This window comes from Actinoplanes cyaneus, from assembly GCF_016862095.1.
In the GTDB taxonomy this organism is placed as follows: domain Bacteria; phylum Actinomycetota; class Actinomycetes; order Mycobacteriales; family Micromonosporaceae; genus Actinoplanes; species Actinoplanes cyaneus.
The window spans coordinates 51,500-66,653 of the sequence record NZ_BOMH01000038.1; the positions used below are offsets into that span (position 1 = coordinate 51,500).

17 protein-coding genes are annotated in these 15,154 nt (G+C 71.1%); 11 read left to right on the top strand and 6 right to left on the bottom strand.

Annotated elements, in window-relative coordinates; genetic code table 11:
* Nucleotides 1–4: 4 nt before the first annotated feature.
* Entirely contained in the window at nt 5–490 is a 486-nt protein-coding gene (locus tag Acy02nite_RS25360) for a DUF4260 domain-containing protein (RefSeq protein ID WP_203744766.1), read from the bottom strand.
* On the bottom strand, nt 483–1,364 hold the full coding sequence (locus Acy02nite_RS25365; protein ID WP_239175196.1) for an alpha/beta fold hydrolase: 882 nt from the start codon (nt 1,362–1,364) through the stop codon (nt 483–485). Before Acy02nite_RS25365 ends, Acy02nite_RS25360 begins: the two co-directional genes overlap by 8 nt.
* Before the next feature lie 140 nt (nt 1,365–1,504).
* Here Acy02nite_RS25365 and Acy02nite_RS25370 point away from each other — a divergent pair, with 140 nt between their 5' ends.
* The 5 genes from Acy02nite_RS25370 (at nt 1,505) to Acy02nite_RS25390 (ending at nt 5,688) form a co-directional block, all read left to right on the top strand.
* A complete protein-coding gene (locus tag Acy02nite_RS25370) occupies nt 1,505–2,161 on the top strand; it encodes a TetR/AcrR family transcriptional regulator (protein WP_203744770.1) in 657 nt (218 codons plus the stop codon).
* 174 nt (nt 2,162–2,335) lie between these two features.
* A complete protein-coding gene (locus Acy02nite_RS25375; RefSeq protein ID WP_239175200.1) occupies nt 2,336–2,842 on the top strand; it encodes an RNA polymerase sigma factor in 507 nt (168 codons plus the stop codon).
* Complete coding sequence (locus tag Acy02nite_RS25380) at nt 2,826–3,914, top strand: hypothetical protein (RefSeq protein ID WP_203744774.1); 1,089 nt, start codon at nt 2,826–2,828, stop codon at nt 3,912–3,914. The genes Acy02nite_RS25375 and Acy02nite_RS25380 overlap by 17 nt, the downstream gene beginning before the upstream one ends.
* Nucleotides 3,911–4,846 (top strand): ABC transporter ATP-binding protein, encoded by a 936-nt coding sequence (locus Acy02nite_RS25385; RefSeq protein ID WP_203744776.1) that lies wholly within the window; start codon nt 3,911–3,913, stop codon nt 4,844–4,846. Before Acy02nite_RS25380 ends, Acy02nite_RS25385 begins: the two co-directional genes overlap by 4 nt.
* Nucleotides 4,843–5,688, top strand: coding sequence for an ABC transporter permease (locus tag Acy02nite_RS25390; RefSeq protein ID WP_239175201.1), 846 nt, complete (start codon nt 4,843–4,845; stop codon nt 5,686–5,688). The genes Acy02nite_RS25385 and Acy02nite_RS25390 overlap by 4 nt, the downstream gene beginning before the upstream one ends.
* A 59-nt stretch (nt 5,689–5,747) precedes the next feature.
* On the opposite strand, the gene Acy02nite_RS25395 is transcribed toward Acy02nite_RS25390, so the two are convergent.
* Complete coding sequence (locus Acy02nite_RS25395; RefSeq protein ID WP_203744778.1) at nt 5,748–6,722, bottom strand: TIGR03885 family FMN-dependent LLM class oxidoreductase; 975 nt, start codon at nt 6,720–6,722, stop codon at nt 5,748–5,750.
* Here Acy02nite_RS25395 and Acy02nite_RS25400 point away from each other — a divergent pair.
* Nucleotides 6,721–7,263 (top strand): hypothetical protein, encoded by a 543-nt coding sequence (locus tag Acy02nite_RS25400; RefSeq protein ID WP_203744779.1) that lies wholly within the window; start codon nt 6,721–6,723, stop codon nt 7,261–7,263. The two genes, Acy02nite_RS25395 and Acy02nite_RS25400, sit on opposite strands and share 2 nt — an antisense overlap.
* On the opposite strand, the gene Acy02nite_RS25405 is transcribed toward Acy02nite_RS25400, so the two are convergent.
* Complete coding sequence (locus tag Acy02nite_RS25405; RefSeq protein ID WP_203744781.1) at nt 7,236–8,531, bottom strand: TolB-like translocation protein; 1,296 nt, start codon at nt 8,529–8,531, stop codon at nt 7,236–7,238. The two genes, Acy02nite_RS25400 and Acy02nite_RS25405, sit on opposite strands and share 28 nt — an antisense overlap.
* Nucleotides 8,532–8,930: 399 nt before the next feature.
* On the opposite strand from Acy02nite_RS25405, the gene Acy02nite_RS47260 reads away from it, so the two are divergent.
* Nucleotides 8,931–9,065, top strand: a complete 135-nt coding sequence (locus Acy02nite_RS47260) for a hypothetical protein (RefSeq protein ID WP_264653334.1) — start codon at nt 8,931–8,933, stop codon at nt 9,063–9,065.
* Between the two features lie 132 nt (nt 9,066–9,197).
* Nucleotides 9,198–9,641, top strand: a complete 444-nt coding sequence (locus Acy02nite_RS25410) for a CBS domain-containing protein (protein ID WP_203744783.1) — start codon at nt 9,198–9,200, stop codon at nt 9,639–9,641.
* Here Acy02nite_RS25410 and Acy02nite_RS25415 read toward each other — a convergent pair whose 3' ends face one another.
* On the bottom strand, nt 9,642–10,931 hold the full coding sequence (locus tag Acy02nite_RS25415; protein ID WP_203744785.1) for an ArsB/NhaD family transporter: 1,290 nt from the start codon (nt 10,929–10,931) through the stop codon (nt 9,642–9,644).
* Nucleotides 10,932–11,100: 169 nt separating this feature from the next.
* Nucleotides 11,101–11,445, bottom strand: a complete 345-nt coding sequence (locus Acy02nite_RS25420; RefSeq protein ID WP_203744787.1) for an STAS domain-containing protein — start codon at nt 11,443–11,445, stop codon at nt 11,101–11,103.
* Between the two features lie 357 nt (nt 11,446–11,802).
* Between Acy02nite_RS25420 and Acy02nite_RS25425 the strand changes: the two genes are divergently transcribed.
* From Acy02nite_RS25425 to Acy02nite_RS25435, 3 genes are all read left to right on the top strand, one after another.
* Nucleotides 11,803–13,776 (top strand): PAS domain S-box protein, encoded by a 1,974-nt coding sequence (locus Acy02nite_RS25425; RefSeq protein ID WP_203744789.1) that lies wholly within the window; start codon nt 11,803–11,805, stop codon nt 13,774–13,776.
* A gap of 192 nt (nt 13,777–13,968) precedes the next feature.
* Nucleotides 13,969–14,841, top strand: a complete 873-nt coding sequence (locus Acy02nite_RS25430; protein ID WP_203744791.1) for a universal stress protein — start codon at nt 13,969–13,971, stop codon at nt 14,839–14,841.
* Nucleotides 14,838–15,035 carry a DUF1918 domain-containing protein gene (locus Acy02nite_RS25435; RefSeq protein ID WP_203744793.1) on the top strand — a complete coding sequence of 66 codons (198 nt, stop codon included), beginning with the start codon at nt 14,838–14,840 and terminating at the stop codon, nt 15,033–15,035. Before Acy02nite_RS25430 ends, Acy02nite_RS25435 begins: the two co-directional genes overlap by 4 nt.
* The last annotated feature ends 119 nt before the right edge of the window (nt 15,036–15,154 follow it).

Genomic DNA, 15,154 nt, shown 5'->3' on the forward strand with positions numbered 1-15,154 from the left:
GTGGTCATCGGTGCTTGTGAGGGCCGTGCACGCCGAGGTGGGTGACGATGAAGCTGTGGTCGTACTTGAGGCCGTATTTCACGACGCGATCGACGCCGAGGTGAAACAGTCCGATGACACCCGCGACGATCAGTGCGTGGTGATCCCAGAAGTGTCCCGCGACCAGGAGAGCCAGCGGCAGCGGCGCGCTGTGCGTGAGGTTGTAGACCCAGGCACCTGCCTTCGGGCCTGCCAGATAGGCGAACCAGGACAGGTCGGGGGCGAGGAACAGCGCCGGGATCAGCCACCACGGTTCTCCGGTGGCCGCGAAGACGACGAGTGCGGTTGCCGCGATGGCGAGGGCTTCGACACGCAGCCAGATCGCGGGCCTGCCGGTGACCACGCCGGAGAACTCCGCCCCACCGGTGGCCGGGTCGCCGTGCGAATCGGTGTGCGAGGCGGTGAGGGACGGGGCGCCGGTGAGGGCCGGGGCGTTCGACGACTCAGACATCGGCGTTCGCTCGCAGGAACGAGAGGATCAGCGTCGCGGTCCGGTCGGGATACTGGTCGTGGGGATAGTGCCCGGCGCCATCGATCATGGCCAGTTCGCCGAGGCCTGCCGGCAGCGCGGCGACAATCGCCTCGCCTTCGGCGCGCGGGTCGGCCCAGTCCGGGTCGAGCGAGCCCTCGATGATCAGGGCCGGGCACCGCACACCGGCCAGGTGTGACCCGGCGTCGGCCGGTGAGGTCTTGAGCATTGCCTGGAGTGCCTTCATCCGACCGGGCTCACGCAGATCGGCTGCGATAGCGGCCTGCCGGGCAGCCCAGTCGGCGGGTTTGGCCCCCGGGTAGGCGTGGTCCAGGTAACCGAGCCACTGCGGCACGCTGCCCATCATCGTGCCGGCCATCCGGTACGCGCCCCGGCGATACGACTTCAGCCGGAAGTCACCGAGTCGCATGGCCTGCGCGCGGGTGAACGGCGCGATCTCGACGATGCCGGTGATCAGGTCAGGCGCCTGGGAGGCCGCGATGGTGGCGGCGCCCCCGGAGATGGAGTGCCCGACCAGGGTGGCGGGATGACCCAGGTGACGGATCAGTGCGAGCAGATCACCGGCGATGTCGGTGCGCGTGTAGGACGGCCATGCCGCGGTCGACTCGCCACAACCGCGCAGGTCCGTTGACACGACCCGGTATCCGCCGGCGATCAGGCGCGGCGCGATGAATCGGTACGCCTGACGGCTGTGCCCCATCCCGTGCGCCAGAACGACCAGTGGCCCCTGGCCGGCTGCCTCGTAGGCGATCCGGCCGTCCCCGACGGTCAGGTAGGACGTGGCGGGCGGCGACGTGGTGTCAGGTGCCGCGTCATGGGGTGCGAACTGGCTCAAGGTCTTCTCCTGACGGGGTGCGACGGCCTGCCGTTGTAGAGTGTCCTCAAGTTCAACAACAGACCGAAGTATTTTTTTGTACTCGAGTCCAACAAGGGCAGTACAGCACAGGCGACCTCTGTAAGGGAAGGGAGCATTCGGTGACAGCTCGCACATCGAGCCCTGGCGACCCCGAACGGCCATCGTCGGACCGTCGTGTCCGTCAACGGGAGCGACGTCGTGCGGATCTCTACGACGTCGCGATCCAGTTGTTCGTCGAGAGGACGTATGAAGGAACGACGATGGAGGACATCGCCGATCGTGCCGATGTCGCACGGGCCACGGTCTTCAACCACTTCCCCCGCAAGGCGTCCTTCTTGCGGGAGTGGGCCACGCGGCGCCGGGAGAAAGCGATCAAGGCCGCGTACGCAGGCGGCCCCGAGTCGTCGTTGCGGGAGATCCTCGTGCGCTTCTTCACCGAGTTGGGATCGCTCAGTGACGCATCCCGCCCCGAGAGCGTCGCGGTGATTCTCGGCTCGGCGGGTCTGGCCGACACCTGGCAGCGGTCACCGCTCGCTGTCGAGTTCGCCGGCATCTTCGCCGAGGCCCAGCGCAGAGGCGAGATCGATTCAACAGTCAACGCCGACCGAGTCGGCGTGATCCTGGCCTCGTCGTACTACGTCATCCTGACCGCATGGGCCGGCGAGGAGCCCGCCCCCTTCGACCTGACCGAAGAAATGACCGGAACGGTAGACCTGATCCTGAACGGAGTCCTCCCCCGCCCCACCGCAAACCAGGAACCGGTCCCGAACCCCTGAGAGGGCGGTCAAGGAGGTTGGAACTCCAGCAGGAGATCCGTCCTGAGCTGAAGGCGGTGCCGGGTCGGTCGTGGCATGGGGATGTCACATTGCGCGGCCCGGCGGTGCTCCAGTGATGTGAACCTGATCGGAAGAGCACCGGCCCTCGCACTGCCGGTCGGACGGAAGGTGCCAGTGGCGAGAACACATCCTGCGGTGCGCGCCGACCTGGAGGAGGTGTTCCGCACCGCCTATCCCCGGGTGGTCGCAGTCGCCGCCCGCGTACTCGGCGACCGGCACGAGGCGGAGGACGTGGCCCAGGAGGTCTTCCTCACCTTCGGCCGTTCCGCAGTGCCGGCCGGCGAGGCGATCGGCTGGCTCTGTGTCGCCGCCGCGCACACCGCCCTGAACCATCTGCGGTCCGGCCGCCGCCGCGCCCGGCGGGAGGAGGACGTCCGGCCGGAGACGGTGAGCCCCGACGTCGCCGACGCGGTGGTCACCAACGACGAACGCCGCCGGGTCCGGCAGGCTCTGCGCCGGCTTCCCCGGAAACAGGCGGTCGCCCTGGTCCTGCGGCACAGCGGTCTCAGCTACGCCGAGGTCGCCGCCGCCCTCGATCTCTCGCCCGGCAGCGTCGGCACCACGGTCCGGCGCGCCGAATCCGCCCTCCGGAAGGAGTTGAACCATGCGTCACCCGAGTGACGGCACGCTGCGCCGGCTCCTGGACGAGCCGGACGGCGTCGCGGACACCGACCGCGATCACGTCGCCGCCTGCCCGGCCTGCCGGTCCGCGATGGCCGGCGCCGAGCGCGACGCCGCCTCCGCCGCCGCGTCGCTGTCCTTCGAGATCGGCAAGGTCGACGACGCCGACGTCGAGGCCGCCTGGCACCGGCTTTCCGCCGCGGTTCCGGCATCTCCCGCCGGACAACCCATCAGATCCGGTTTCCGTACGACGATCAGCCGCCCCCTGGTAGCCGCGCTCGCCGCCGTCACCCTGCTGGCCGGGGCGACCGCCGCGGCGGCCACCGACTGGTTCCAGGTGTTCCGCGCCGACAAGGTCGCACCGATCACCGTCGACCCGGCCGAGCTGGTGCAACTGCCCGACCTGTCCGCCTACGGCACCGTGGTGATCGAGCAGGCCCCGCGGGTACGCCAGGTCACCGGCGCCGCCGCGGCGAAACAGGTCACCGGCCTCGCCGTGCCCGAGGTCGCCGCACTGCCGCACGGGGTGACCGGCGACCCTGCCTACTACGCCGGTGACCAGGCCGTCGCCGTCTTCACCTTCTCCACCGCCAAGGCCCGGCAGACCGCGCAGGCCGCCGGCAAACCACTGCCTCCCCCGCCCGCCGGGCTGGAGGGCACGAAGTTCCGGCTCACCGCCGGCCCCGGCCTCGCGCAGGTGTGGCGGGAGGCCCGGGGCGCCCCGGCGATGCTGGTCGGCCGGGCCGCGGCGCCGAAGGCGTACTCGTCGGGCATCCCGTTCGAGACGGCCCGCGACTACCTGCTCGCGCTGCCCGGCATCCCGGAGGCGGTCGCCGGCCAGTTGCGCCGCTTCTCCGCGGACGGCACCACGCTGCCCCTGATCGTCCGCTCCGCCGAGCAGACCAGCTCCACCGCGGACGTGAACGGCGCGCCCGCGCTGGTGCTCAGCTCCCGCGACGGGGCGTTCAGCGGCGTCTTCTGGGTCCGTGACGGCCTGATCAACGCGGTCGCCGGCTCGCTCGGCACCGACGAGGTCCTCGACGTCGCCCGCACCCTGGGGCAGGGCCGATGACCGTCCCTGCTTCCGCCGCCGTGTGGGCCTCCGGCCTGCGCAAACGCTACCGGCGGCAGGTCGCGGTCGACGGGGTCTCGTTCACCGTCAACCGCGGCGAGGTCCTCGCCCTGCTCGGCCCGAACGGCGCCGGCAAGACCACCGTCATCAAGATGTTGCTCGGCCTGGTCCGCCCCGACGCCGGCGAGATCATGCTGCTGGGCCGGCCCGGCAGCGAACCGGGTGCCCGGGCCCGGGTCGGTTACCTGCCCGAGCTGTTCCGGTACCAGCCGTGGCTGACCGCGGCCGAGGTGCTGGCGCTGCACGTGCGGCTGGCCGGCGTCGCGGTCCCCGACGCCGAGCAGCGTGAACGCCTCGGCCAGGTCGGGCTCGCCGACCGTACGGATGACCGGGTGGGTGGGTTCTCCAAGGGCATGCAGCAGCGGCTGGGCCTGGCCGTCGCGCTCGTCGCCCGCCCCGACCTGGTGATCCTCGACGAGCCGACCAGCGCTCTCGACCCGCTCGGCCGCGCCGACGTGCGCGACCTGGTGCTGTCGCTGAAGGAGCGCGGGATCGCGGTGCTGCTCAACTCGCACCTGATCGGCGAGGTGGAGCGGGTCTGCGACCGGGTCGTCATCCTCGACAAGGGGCGGGTCGCGGCCGCCGGCACCCTGGCCGAGCTGCTCGGGCAGAGCGAGCTGCGGCTGCGCCTCGACGACGTGGGGCCGGCCGCGCAGCGTCGCTTGGCGGCGGCCGGGCAGGTGACGCGCGAGGGCGACGCGTACGTGGTGGGGCTGCCCGCCGACACCAAGCCGGAGACGGTCCCCGATCTGGTCCGTGACCTGGTTGAGCTCGGTGTCCGGGTGCACGCCGTGGAACCGGGACGGATCACCTTGGAGGAAAGGTTGCTGGACATCCTGCGTACCGGAGAATCGGATGGTGACCGGCGGTGATCAGGACCGTTCTGACGATGGCCGCCCTCACCCTGCGGGAGGCCGCGAGGCGGCGCGTTCTGCGGTCGCTGGCGTTGCTGACCGTGGTGTTGCTGGGCCTGAGCGCCTGGGGGTTCTCCCGCATCGAGGCCGAGTTCGGCGACTTCACCAGCGGCGAGTCGAAGGTCGTCGCCTCGGTGATCCTGAACCTGGTGATGTTCGGGCTGAGCCTGATCGCCGCGCTCGGCAGCGCGTTCCTGGCCGGGCCGACCCTCGCCGGGGAGGCCGAGTCCGGGGTGGCGCTCGCGCTGCTCGCGCGGCCGGTGCCCCGCTTCGCGGTGCTGCTCGGCAAGTGGCTGGGCCTGGTCGGGTTCGCCGGCGGGTTCGTCGCGGTCGCCGGCTTCGCGCAACTGCTGATCGTGTACGCGACGATCGGCTACTGGCCGCCCAGCCCGTTCACCGGCCTGGTGTTCCTCGCCGCTCAGGCGGTCGCCCTGCTCACCCTGGGTCTGCTGCTGTCGGCGGTGATCTCCCCGATGGCCTCCGGGATCACCGCGGTCGGCCTGTTCGGCGCCACCTGGATCGCCGGGGTGGTCGGGATGGTCGGGCACTCGCTCGGCAACGAGAGTGTGGCCCGGGTCGGCACCGTGTCCCGGGTGCTGCTGCCCACCGACGGTCTCTGGCACGGCGCCATGTACGCGTTGCAGGACGCCACCATCCCGGCCCAGCTCGGCCCGCGGTTCGACGCCCCGCCGTTCCTGAGCCAGACCGGCCTGACCACGGCGTACGTCGTCTGGGCCGCGCTGTGGACGGGCCTGGCCCTGATGCTGGCCGCTCTCGCCTTCCAGCGTCGCGACCTGTGACGTCGCCGACGGCATGACGGCGACCGGCGCACCGTGAAGTGCGCCGGTCGCCGGTGAAGCTACGCCTGCGGGCCGGTCTGACGCAGATCCGGCAGCACCTTCTCGCCGAACGCCTCGATGAACGGCATCAGATCCTGCCCGACGTGATGCAGGTAGATACGGTCGAAGCCGAGCGACGCGTACTCACGAAGCTTCTCGGTGTGCGCCTCCAGGTCGGCCGACACGTTGACCACCTGACGGACCTGTTCCACCGTCACGTTCTCGCTGACCACGTCGAACTGCTCGACCGTCTCGAGATCCCAGCAGACCGGCGGCCGGAAGACGTTGCTGCGCCACTGGTCGTGCGCGATCGCCTCGGCCTCGTCCTCGGTCGGCGCCCAGCTCAGATGCACCTGCAGGCAGACCGGCCCACGGCCACCCGCGCCCCGGTACGCCTCGATCATCGCCCGCAACTGCTCGACCGGCGCGTTGACGGTGACCAGCCCGTCGGCCCACCCCGCGCACCAGGCGGCGGTCTTGGTGCTCACCGCGGCCCCGATCAGCGGCGGCGCCTCGGCCGGCCGGGTCCACAACCGGGCCCGGTCCACCGTGATCAGACCGTCCCGGGTGACCTCGTCGCCGGCCAGCAGCCCGCGGATGACCTCCACCGACTCCAGCAGCCGCGCCTCGCGCACCTCCTTGCGCGGCCACGGCTGCCCGGTGATGTGCTCGTTGCTGTACTCCCCGCTGCCCAGCGCCGCCCAGAACCGCCCCGGGAACATGGCGCCGAGGGTCCCGATCGCCTGCGCGATGATCGCCGGGTGGTAACGCTGGCCCGGCGCGTTGACGACACCGAACGAGAGGTTCGTGGCCTGCAGCGCCGCGCCGAGCCACGACCAGGCGAAAGCGGACTCGCCCTGCCGGCTGCTCCACGGCGAGAAGTGGTCGGAGCACATCGCGGCCTCGAAGCCGTGCTGTTCGGCCGCGATCACGGCGGCGAGCAGGTCGGCGGGCGGGATCTGCTCATGAGAGGCATGGATTCCGTACTCCGTCATGCGTACGGCGTTACCCCGGCCCGCACTCCCGCAACCAAACCCACCCCCGAGGCCTGACCAGCCGCACTACGCCGCCCGGCTCCCGGCGATCCGCGTCGACCAGTGGTTGCCTGGCCCGGCCCGGCCGACCGCCGGGCGGGCCGAGGTGTTCGGGGTGGACGTCGCCGCCGTGGCCCGGGCGCCGCGATGCCGCTGTCACCGGTCACCGCCGGGCTCGGTGCGGCGCCGGGGCCCGGCCATCCGCACCCTGTTCGGCGCACCGATGGGGCTGGACACCGCGGGCGGGTTCACGGTGTGGCGGGTCGGCACATTCACCGCGGTGCTGCTCGGCGCCGGGGTGATCCTGGCGACCACTCGGATCACCCGCGGCGAGGAGGACACCGGCCGGTGGGACGTCCTGCTCGCCGGGCGGGTCCCGCTGCGCGAGGCCGTGGCGCGGCACGTCACCACCGTCATGATCGGCCGGCCGCGGCCTCGCGGGAGCGGGGGCGGCCGGCCTTGTGGACGGGCGGGTCAGCAGTTGCGCAGGCAGTGCAGATAGAGATGCGGGCGGCCGTGGCCCGGATCGACGCCGAGGTCCGTCGCCCTGGACAGGAACGCGACGCGGCTGCCGTCGGCCGAGGCGACCGGGCTGGAACTGTCGCCGTTGCCGGTCGCGCCGGTCGCGGTCACGCTGGCGGCGGTCGTCCGGCCGGTGTTCAGGTCCCGTACGAACACGTCGGCAACCGATCCGTTGGCGTCGCTCGCGACCAGGTCCGTGGCCGTCGAGGAGAACACCACGTAACGGCCGCCGCGGGTCAGCCGGCCCGCGCCGCCGCCGGAGGCCGAGCCGCTTCGGCCGGCGCTCACCAGAGTGGTCCCCTCGGTGATCAGATCGTGGACGTAGACGTCGGACAGGCTGTTGGTGTCGGCCGGCACGTGCCGGTCCTCGCTGTGCCAGCCCACGCGGCCACCGTCCCGGCTGATGCTGGTGCCGGCCGCACTTCCGACGCTCAGGCGGGTCGCCCGGACAGTGACCCGGGATGCCAGGTCGTAGACGTAGACGCCGGCGCCGGTCGTGCCGTCGCCCAGCCAGTCGCCCCAGCCGGTGAAGACGACCCGCTTGCCGTTGCCCGAGACGGTGGCGTCCAGCATGATCAGGCCGGGGCCGCCGCCGACGGGCCGGCCGACTCTCGTGGTGCGACCCGTCTGGCGATCGTGGACGAACGCCGTCTGCATGGCCACCGGCACTCCCTCGTCGTCGGTGTCGGCGCCTCCGCCTATCAGGAACTCGACGTGGCGGCCGTTGTCGGAGATCGTGCCGAAGAAGCTGGGCCCCGAGACCTGGCGGCCACCGGTGAAGACGTTCTCCCGGGTGGTCACCCCGGTCTGGCGATCGTGCACGAAGATGTCGGGCCGGTTGTTGGTGTCGCCGGCGATCAGGTTGGACGCCATCGAGGTGAACGCCACGTACCGGCCGTTGCCGGAGATCGCGACACCCCAGTGGGCGCGCCCGTTGGCCGGCTGACCGCCCGGGGCGCCGCTGACCAGGGTGGTCGTGCCGCCGACCGTGTCCCGGACGAAGACATCGGCGACATTGTCGGCATCACCCGGCACGAGGTTGTCCGCCTCCGACACGAACGCGACATAGCGGCCGTCAGCGGAGATGTCGGTGTAGCTGACCAGGCCGTTTCCCGGCGTTCCGTCGGCGGCGACGTCGACCAGAGCAGTGGAGCCCGAACTCGCCGCGACGGCGGGCGCAGACGTGATGAATAGCGTGGCTGCCCCCGCGGCGGCCACAAAGGCGCATGTTCTCAACGAGGTACGCATGGCCACGACGCTAACCATCGACCAACATCATCTTCGCAGGTCAGGACCCCTCTGGCACGTATTGGTGAGGTCCCGCGCCAGTTCCCCCACGACACCACCGTCACGTCGGGAGCGGCGCTGCGGGCGGGGTGCGCGGGCCGGGAACGGGGATCAGCGTTGGCACGCACCACCGTGCAGGACGCCGCGCGGGAAGCGGGTGTCCCGATGGCGACGATGTCGCGGGCGCTGACCGGGGCACCGTGAGCGCCGCGACGCGGGAGACCGTGCTGGAGGGGGCGACCCGGCTGGGCTATCGGTGAACCGGGGAGGCCGGCCTGGTGTGGCACGGCGCGCAGCCAGTTCCGGCGGGTGTCCCCCTCGGCGTGCTGCCGCGCGAAGCCGACCGCTCGCCTGCCGTTCGTGGTGGTTCGCGAGCCGTGGAACGGCCGCCAGGCGGGAACCGTCACGACAGCGATCGCCAAAGCCGGCGAGAGCGGCAGCGAACAACAGGTGTGTCAGCACAACGGGCTCCCGGAGAAGGTCAGCAAGAAATGATCGCCGACCAGGCTTCCCGGCACTCCGGCACACAACATACCGCATCGCCGCAGGGAGCCGGCCGTCGATGGATCATGCCGACGGTCCCGTGCGGTCACACCTGCCCGAGCTGACCGGGCGTATCGTCGGGCCATGCGCGCAGCGGACGTAGCGGTGTCGATGAGCACCGTGGTCGAGACCATGCCGGCCCGGGAAGCGGCCCGCGTGCTCGCCGCGCAGGACCTGCCCGGCCTCATCGTGGTCGACGCGAAAGGCCGGCCGTTGACCGTGCTGGCCGGCACGCAGGTCCTGCGGATGGCGCTCCCGTCGTACTGTCAGGACGATCCGGCCCTGGCCCGGGTGATCGACGAGGCCGCCGCCGACGTCATCCTGTCCGGCATCGGTGAGCGCACCGTCGCCGACCTGCTGCCGAAGAATCGCCCGGAGCTGCCCGCCGTCAGTGCCGACGCGACACTGCTGGAGGTCGCGTCGCTGATGGCCCGCTCGGGTGTCCCCCTGGTCGCCGTCGTCGACAAGGAGCGGGTGATGACCGGCGCGATCACCCTCGACGGGCTGCTCGACCGGGTGCTGCTCTGATCAGAAGAACCGCAGCCAGAGGTACGGGACGGCCAGCGCCACCGAGATCACGGTCACGACCAGCCCGTACTTGGTGAAGCCCCAGAAACTGATCCGGTGACCGGCTCGTTCGGCGATGCCGAGCACCACCACGTTCGCCGACGCGCCGACCGCTGTGGCATTCCCGCCCAGGTCGGCGCCGATGGCGAGAGCCCACCACAGCACCTGCGCCTTGCCGAGACCGCCCTCGGCATTGACGAGTTCGCTGACGATCGGGCTCATCGTCGCCACGTACGGGATGTTGTCGACGATCGCCGACAGGCCGGCCGAGGCCCACAGCATCAGCATGGTGGCCGGCCACAGCTTGCCCTCGACCGCGCCGGTCGCCGACCGGGCCAGGGTGTCGATCACCCCGGTCTCGACCAGGCCACCGACCATGACGAACAGGCCCGCGAAGAACACCAGCGTCGGCCACTCGACGTCCTTGGCCACCTCGGTCGCGTCCAGCCGCGACAGCGCGAGCAGCAGCAGGCCGCCGAGCAGCGCCACCACCGACGGCTCCAGGTGCAGCACCGTGTGCAGGCCGAACGCGACCAGTACCGCGCCCAGCACCACCAGGCTGATCACCACCAGCCGCGGGTCCCGGATCGCGTCGGACTCCCGCAACGCCATCACCTGCTTGACCCGCTCCGCGTCGTACCGGAAAGCCTTCCTGAACATGATCCGGCACAGCAGCACCAGCACGATGAGCACGACCAGCACGAACGGCGCCAGCACGCTGAGGAAGTCGTTGAAGGTCAGCCCGGAGCGGCTGGCGATGATGATGTTCGGCGGATCACCGACCAGGGTGGCCGTGCCACCGATGTTCGACGCGAGGACCTCGGCGATCAGGAACGGCACCGGTGGCACCCCGAGCCGCTCGCAGACCAGCAGGGTCACCGGAGCGACCAGCAGCACCGTGGTCACGTTGTCCAGGGCCGCCGACACCACCCCGGTGACGACCAGCAGGATCACCATGATCGGGAACGGGCGGCCGCGGGCCTTCTTCGCCGACCAGATCGCCACGTACTCGAACAGGCCGGTGTGTTTCAGCACCCCGACGATCAGCATCATCCCCAGCAGCAGGAAGATTACGTTCCAGTCGATGCCCGCTTCCTCGGAGAAGAACGCGTGCTCCGCGTCGGTGGCGCCGAGCGCCAGCATGATCGACGCGCCGCCCAGCGCGACCGCCACCCGGTTGATCTTCTCGGTGGCGATCAGCACGTACGCCATGGTGAACACCGCGACAGCGATCCAGGAAAGCGTGGTCATGGTGTGCCTCTCCTGGATCCGGACAGCCGTCATCGCTGCCGACCAGACTTCCCGGCACACCTGAGATCAACCTATCAGCCCCCGCGATTCACGACCCTGGCCTGCGGTTCAGCAGAGCTGGGTCGCCCCGGCCCAGCGGATCGACAGCCCGTCTCGCGGCGCGTCCGCCTCATCGCGGCCCTGTCCCCCGGCTGAGCGTGGCCGTCATGGCCTGCGGCACGGTGTCGAACATCGTGAAGACCCCGCCGAGCCGTGCGGCCTGCAGGAACGACACGAGGAACGGTGGCGCGGCCGCCAGCAGAACGTCACCGCCACGCCGCCGTGCCCCGTGGCGGGCCGCCACCAGAACACCGAGGCCCACCGAATCCGTCACCCCGGCACGGCTCAGGTCCACGATGATCCACGGGTCGCTCGCCAGCGCCGTCTCGAACGTCGCCCGCAGCCGCGCCGCCGTCGACAGGTCGAGGTCACCGGTGATCCGGATCAGCGACCCGCCGCTGAACGCATGAACCACGACCTGATCGTCTGCCGCTTCTTGGGCTTCATCCCGGTCCACACCAGAAACGACGGTCATCGTCGCACTCACCACCCTTTCGCCGGTCATCTGCTGCGGTCCGCACCGCCACTTGGCGGTATTCCCCGACACTGGACGGCGGAATCGTGACGGTGCTGCCGCGCTGACGTACGGGTGATCTGGTCCGGGCGCGGGAGCCGGTCGGCGGCGGCGCCTACCCGCATTTCCCGATACCGGAAACGGGTCCGGGGCTTCAGGGGGAGGATTGTGTCGCGCCCCCACCGGCTGTGCGGCAGCGCCCGGAGCCGCACTCGTGACGAGGGGCAGACCTGTGCAGAGAAGCCGACTGGAGTTTCGATGGTTGAACTCTCCGATGCCGTGCTGGTCGGGTTGCTGGAGGCAGCGCCGGACTCCATCATCGGGGTGGGAACCGACGGCCGGATCGTCCTGGCCAACGTCCGGACAGTCGAACTCTTCGGATACCAGCAGAGCGAGCTCGTCGGCAGGCCCATCGAGATCCTGCTGCCCGACCGTTTCCGCGCCATGCACTCGAGGCACCGTCAGGACTACCTGGCCGACCCGCGGCCACGTCCGATGGGCGCCGGCGCGACCCTCGCCGGCCGGCGCAAGGACGGCCGCGAGTTTCCCGCCGAGATCTCGTTGTCGTCGATCGACACGGGTCAGCTCCAGCTGGTCGTCGCGGCGGTGCGCGATGTGACCGACAGGCTGCGGCGCGAAGCACAGTTCCGGGACCTGCTGGAGGCCGCGCCCGATGCGATGGTGGGCGTGACGACCGATGGCCGCATCACGTTGATCAACGCGGCGACCGAGCGCCTGTTCGGCTACGGCCGGGACGAGTTGCTGGGGCAGGCGATCGAGATCCTGGTGCCCGACGCCGCCCGGGCCGACCATCCCGAGCTGCGGCTGCGCTACTTCCACGATCCCCGGCCTCGGCCGATGGGCGCCGGCGGTCTGCTGCGGGCACGGCACAAGGACGGCCGTGAGTTCCCTGCCGAGATCAGCCTGTCGGCGCTGCAGACCGAGGACGGGCTGATCGTCTCGGCCGCTATCCGCGACGTGACCGACCGCATCGAGGCGCAGGCACAGCGCCTGCGGCTCGAAGCCGAGGCACAGCGACTGGCCGCCGCCGCCGAACGGGAACGTCTGGAGGCACAGCTGCACCAGGCCCGCCGGCTGGAAAGCCTCGGCCAGCTCGCCGGTGGTGTGGCCCACGACTTCAACAACATCCTGGCCGTGATGCTGAACTACACCACCTTCGTCATCGAGCAGGCACAGGCGGCCGCCGCCCGGGACCCGCAGGGTGACTGGCCGCAGGCCGCGAGCGACCTGCACCAGGTGTTGCGAGCCGGCAAACGCGCGACCGAGCTGACCCACCAGCTCCTCGCGTTCAGCCGCCGGGAGGTCATCCGGCCGCGGGTGCTCGACCTCAACGCTGTCATCGGCGAGGTGGAGCAGCTGCTGCGACGCACCCTCGGCGAACACATCCAGCTGCACGTCGAACACGAGTCACCCCTGTGTCCCGTGCTGGCGGACCCTGGGCAGATCGAACAGGTGCTGATGAACCTCGCGGTCAACGCCCGTGACGCCATGCCCGACGGCGGAACCCTGACGGTGCACACCGGCAACCACGAGATCGCGGAGACCTGCGCTGCCACCACCGGACCACCGCCGGGCCGGTACGCCCGGGTCCGGATCGCCGACACCGGCACCGGCATCCCCGACGAGGTGCTCGCCCACGTCTTCGAGCCGTTCTTCACCACCAAGGCGGCGGGTGAAGGCACCGGATTGGGCCTGGCCACCGTCTTCGGCATCGTCACGCAGGCCGGTGGCTTCGTCACCATCGACTCCGTGCCGGGCGCCGGCACCGCTTTCACCCTGCTGTTCCCCGAGACCGACGAACCTCCGGCGGCGCCCGGCCCGAAGTCGCAGCAGGTGCGGCACCACGGTCAAGGGACCATCCTCGTGGTGGAGGACGAGGACGCGCTCCGCGCGGTGACCCAGCGGATCCTCACCCGCAACGGCTACCGGGTGCTGACCGCCGCGACCGGGCCGGAGGCACTCAAGGTGGCCGAGGACTCCGAGGACGACATCGACCTGCTGCTCACCGACGTGATCATGCCGTACATGCACGGGCAGCAACTGGCCGAACAGATGGTCGCGGCGCGCCCCGGGATCCGCGTGGTCTACATGTCCGGCTACGCCGAGCCGTTCGTCACCGGCGAGCACGCCCTCCACCCGGACGCCGCGCTGATCAGCAAGCCGTTCCTGGAAGCCGACCTGCTGACCTGCATCAGCGGCGTCCTCACCTGACGTCAGCTCCTACCTTCGCTCCTCGCGGCCAGTAGGTCCGGAGGTCCCACCGGACAAGCGTCCCGCCCCGGACAGGACCTAATGCCCTGTCCGGGCGAAAGCCGCAGGCGTGTGATGCGAGGAGGAGACGACCGGCTACCGGAATCGCGGAGGTGGTCCCGGGCCGGCCGTCGGAGAGGAGGACCCGTCATCATGCGCGAGCAGAAGATCGTCATCGGCTTCGACGGGTCGCCCGCCGCTCAGGCCGCCCTGGACTGGGCGCTGGACGAGGCGAACCGCACAGGCACACCGGCCGAACTGGTGTACGCGGACGAGTGGCCGGTCTGGGCCCCCGCCGCCAGCATGGTGCCGTCGCCGGCGCTGCGGCCCGCCAGCTACGTCGACGAGGTCATCGTCGGCATGCTCGACAAGGCCGTCGCCGCGGCGCGGGAGGCATATCCGCTGGTCACCGTCACTGCCACCACCATCCAGGCACTGCCCTCGACTGCGCTGGCCCGCCGATCGGAGCAGGCGGGCATGATCGTGCTCGGCAGCCGCGACCATCATGCGCTGGCCGGCCTGCTCGGCTCCGTCGGCGCGGCGGTCGGCGCGCACGCGCAGTGCCCCGTCGTGGTGATCCGCGGCAACATCCCGGACACCGCGCCCGTGGTCGCCGGCATCGACGGCTCCCCGGCCGCGGCCGCTGTCCTGCGGTTCGCCGCCGAACAGGCCGCCGGACGCAAGGTCGCGCTACGGGTCGTCCGGACCTGGCCGGCCACCCGCCCGGGGGCAACCCTGGCGGCGCGCACGGTGACCGCCACCGAACGCGAACCGTTCGACGCCCTGGTGAACCGGATCCGCGACGAGTTCCCCGACCTGGACCTCGCGGCGGAAGCCGTCCGTGGCGACCCGGCGCGAGTTCTGGCGTCGTTCGCCGAGGACACCCAACTGTTGGTGGTAGGCAGCCGCGGCCGGGACGCCGTACGCGGGATGGTGTTCGGCTCGGTGAGCCGGCACCTGCTGCGCCACACCCGATGCCCGATCGCGATCGTGCACGAGCCCGGCGCGACAGCAGGTGCGTCGTGAGGGCCCGGCCCGGGGACCGGCTCGTCATCGAGTCGGCCCGGGTGGACGGCCGGTGCCGGGTCGGCGTCGTCACCGCGGTGGGGCGGGCCGACGGGCATCCGCCGTATCGGGTGCGCTGGCTGGACAACGGCCACGAGACCCTGCTGTTCCCGGGCCGGTCAGCCCACGTCGAACCGGCTCACGACCGGGCGTGACCGGGGGCGGACGTTCGCGCCCGAGGTACGAGCGCCCGCACGCGGGGAGCGTGAACGGGACTTTGGTCCCGGCCGGTCGGGTGTCTCGGCCCGGGTGCCGCGGACCGTACGGGAGCAGA

Bases quoted from the DNA above. Each gene is read 5' to 3' on its own strand.
- Acy02nite_RS25360 (WP_203744766.1), bottom strand. From the start codon at position 490: ATGTCTGAGTCGTCGAACGCCCCGGCCCTCACCGGCGCCCCGTCCCTC.
- Acy02nite_RS25380 (WP_203744774.1), top strand. From the start codon at position 2,826: ATGCGTCACCCGAGTGACGGCACGCTGCGCCGGCTCCTGGACGAGCCG.
- Acy02nite_RS25385 (WP_203744776.1), top strand. From the start codon at position 3,911: ATGACCGTCCCTGCTTCCGCCGCCGTGTGGGCCTCCGGCCTGCGCAAA.
- Acy02nite_RS25400 (WP_203744779.1), top strand. From the start codon at position 6,721: ATGCGTACGGCGTTACCCCGGCCCGCACTCCCGCAACCAAACCCACCC.
- Acy02nite_RS25395 (WP_203744778.1), bottom strand. From the start codon at position 6,722: ATGACGGAGTACGGAATCCATGCCTCTCATGAGCAGATCCCGCCCGCC.
- Acy02nite_RS25405 (WP_203744781.1), bottom strand. From the start codon at position 8,531: ATGCGTACCTCGTTGAGAACATGCGCCTTTGTGGCCGCCGCGGGGGCA.
- Acy02nite_RS25410 (WP_203744783.1), top strand. From the start codon at position 9,198: ATGCGCGCAGCGGACGTAGCGGTGTCGATGAGCACCGTGGTCGAGACC.
- Acy02nite_RS25415 (WP_203744785.1), bottom strand. From the start codon at position 10,931: ATGACCACGCTTTCCTGGATCGCTGTCGCGGTGTTCACCATGGCGTAC.
- Acy02nite_RS25425 (WP_203744789.1), top strand. From the start codon at position 11,803: ATGGTTGAACTCTCCGATGCCGTGCTGGTCGGGTTGCTGGAGGCAGCG.
- Acy02nite_RS25430 (WP_203744791.1), top strand. From the start codon at position 13,969: ATGCGCGAGCAGAAGATCGTCATCGGCTTCGACGGGTCGCCCGCCGCT.